Annotated in this window: 1 protein-coding gene and 1 pseudogene; one reads left to right on the plus strand and one right to left on the minus strand. The window is 58.3% G+C overall.

Annotation, left to right across the window (positions count from 1 at the left end; all coding sequences use genetic code 11):
- Window positions 1-163: 163 nt before the first annotated feature.
- On the minus strand, window positions 164-1,885 hold the full coding sequence (locus tag M3436_20330; GenBank protein MDQ3566319.1) for a DUF885 domain-containing protein: 1,722 nt from the start codon (window positions 1,883-1,885) through the stop codon (window positions 164-166).
- A 506-nt stretch (window positions 1,886-2,391) separates the two neighbouring features.
- On the opposite strand from M3436_20330, the pseudogene M3436_20335 reads away from it, so the two are divergent.
- A pseudogene (locus M3436_20335) lies at window positions 2,392-2,750 on the plus strand (hypothetical protein).
- Window positions 2,751-2,958 lie beyond the last annotated feature (208 nt).

Raw genomic sequence — 2,958 nt, forward strand, 5'->3', positions numbered from 1 at the left:
GCCGTGTAGTGCAGACCTATTGAGGTCACTATGCGCTATATCAAGCACTTAGGATCTTCATACCCCCCGAATCGGCTAAGTCGGGTTAAACCAGATCCGACCGCCAAATCCCCGCAGATTCGACAGAAGCGGGGGGCATTGCCGGCTTAAGCCTAAGTCCCCATCAGAGGGGTGGCCCGGCATTGGGCCCGAGCATGGCCTTCCGAACGAGCGGAATCGGCGGTCCACCATAAGAGAGGAATGTGTCATGAAAGGCCCGCCAGGCCTTGCGTCCGCCACGGGATGCGGTCCATTCCTCGCGCAGCTTCCGGATCATCAATTTTCCCAGGGTGTAGTTTAGATAGGCCGGATCGAAGGTGCCGCGTGCCGCCTGTTGCCTGGTATTGCCGGGGTCCTGATAAGCGAGTTCGCGAAACATCTGTTCCGATTCTTTCAACGTCATGCCCCCCGTATGCAACCCGAGCGCGGAGAGAAAACGCACGTCTCGCCTCAGGGCGTCAAGCAATTGGCCGGCGTGGATCATCGGATCACCCTCACCCAGCCCAGTCTCCCACATCAGCTCCTCGGTATAGTGCGCCCATCCCTCGGCAAAGCCGTAGCTCACGAACAACTGCCCGAGCTTAGACTGCAAGCGGCGCGCGTGCAGAGACTGCAGGAAATGCCCTGGCCATACCTCGTGGACCGAGATGAATAGAAGGGTGGCCTTACCCGGGATGTAGGCCTCGCGTTCCGCTTTGGACCACGCGGGATCCGGCGGGGCGACATAGTAGACGGCTGGCAGCCCCTTATCGAAAGCACCCGGGATATCGATATAGGCAGGATTCCAGCGATGATAAGGGGGTGATTCGTCGACCTCCGCCTCCTCGGGACCCGGGATGGTGACCAGGCCCTTGGCCCGCACGAATCGTTTGAGCTCGGGGAGCTGCTGGCGTGCGCCGTCGACGGCCCCGTTTTTCGGCTTGTCTGTCTGTACGGCAGCGATGCACTCCTGAATGGTTTTTTGCGAGAAGCTTGCACACGCCTGACGCAGGGCGCGGAGGTTACGATCGACGTCTTCACGACCGATCTTCTCCAGCCGGTCGATGGACACCTCCACTCTTTCGGTGTCTCTCAGCATCTGAGCAAAGAGGTCGGCGCCTAAGGCAAAGTCATCTGTGGCCTGCGCACGCTGTGCCTCGAACCATTGCGTCAGTTCCTTCAGGACCCGCATCGCTTGCGCATTCGCAGCCCGAAATTCGGTCTGTAGCGCCGCATCGTGCACCCCGGCGAATACTTTTGGAACATCCTCTTGGTAATAGGCGGCGAGCCCCCCGAAGAACTTCTTGCCGATATCCACGTAGGTGTGGGGAAGCGGTGTGCGCAGATTGCTGCGGATCTGCTTAACTGCATTGGGCACGGCCTTGGCGTAATCGATATACGCCCGCATGCGTGCATCGAGCGGCGCATACGCGCGGGCCACATAGACGTTGGGATCCAGGGCACTTGCATAGGCCATGGGATTCTTAAACGGCCAGCGCGCCGATGTTAGCCAGAAGAGATCGCGCTCGATCACAGCAATCAGGTAATCACGCTCGAAGCGTTGCTGCTTATCTAGTTTGGCGGGGTCGAACTCCAACGCCCGCTTGCGATTCGACCCTAGGCGCTCGGCCTCCTTTGCCAGCCCTGCACGGCTCCAATCGGGCAGCTTGCCGTCGAACTCGTGGCGGCCAGCGCGCACGGCAAAGTCGGGGTGGGCGACGAAGTAATCCTCCACGAAGCGATCGACGAACGTATCCCAATGCAAAGCGCGGGTTTCCGCTAGGCTTCGTTGATAGACGGCAACAAATGCAAATGTCACCAGGCATAGGGTCACCTTTCCAGGGCAGCTCAGAGATCTACTCACCATGGTTCCTTATCCTAGTTGAACTCATTCAGCCCACTTGACGTCAATCTCGACGCACTTGGCTCGTGGAACGAGGACCCGAGGTCGCGCAACCTAGTGACCGGGATCTTCACTGGGTCAAAGCATTTGCAACCGCCAAGCAACCAAGGTGTGGGGACAAACACCGTGATCCTTCTCCTCGTCGCTTCCAAGCGAGTGTGGCGCATCGGGGTTGACCGCGTTTGACGCGATCGAACAGTGGGTGCGCAAGCCGGCGCTCGGCAACCTGTTTCGCCCCGGCAAAATTGGGAATTCGGCCACGAGTGGAAACGGGAAACGCCCGGTGCTGCTTTGCACCAGCATATCCCAGACCGCCTGTCGGGCCTGATCTATGTCTGCATAGGACGCGCGCATAATTCCAGGGCAAGGAAGAGCTGAGGTGCAGTACATTGTGAATCTTAAGCTCTAATCGGATGGGAGAGCGAGTGGTTCAGAAGATCCCTGATGCTAAATCCCGACGGAGGTGTCGTATGCCAGAGCAGATTTCCAAGTATCCGGAGGTCACGATCAAGGTCCTCAAGGGGGCGGGAGCTCGCTGTGGGGAAGGGGCGGAACAAAAAATCTTAACCCAGTGTCCTCGCGAACGATTTTGTGCCTTACCGAGCGGGGAGGTTTGCGTCTAGGCATCGAAGAAATCCCACAGATGACACAGATCACGGCCAACGAGCTCGCTAGGGTTGTGTGCTCTCCTAAACCGCAGTCGTCGATGGGCTCTTTATCTCTATCGAGCCCGGAGATAGTGCTTCTGGGAGTAACTTTCGCCATGGGAGCCGCAGTGGGCTGGTTTGGGCACAAGATCAAGTCGCGGAAGAACCACGATTCGATGTGAGGGGCGCTGCCATAGCAGGAGCGCCATCTTCAAGGCGATGGGAATATCCACACCGCGACCGGCGCAGCGCTCCGGCAATTTATACCGGCCCCGGTGAACACGAAGATGTTGCTTGCATCGCGCAGAAAATCAATGAGCGCGATGAGTTGATTGCCTTTCACACGATAATCGATGCGCTCGTCTCGTTGCTGGCGCTACCCATTCACAT

Source organism: Pseudomonadota bacterium (genome assembly GCA_030859565.1).
In the GTDB taxonomy this organism is placed as follows: Bacteria; Pseudomonadota; Gammaproteobacteria; order JACCXJ01; family JACCXJ01; genus USCg-Taylor.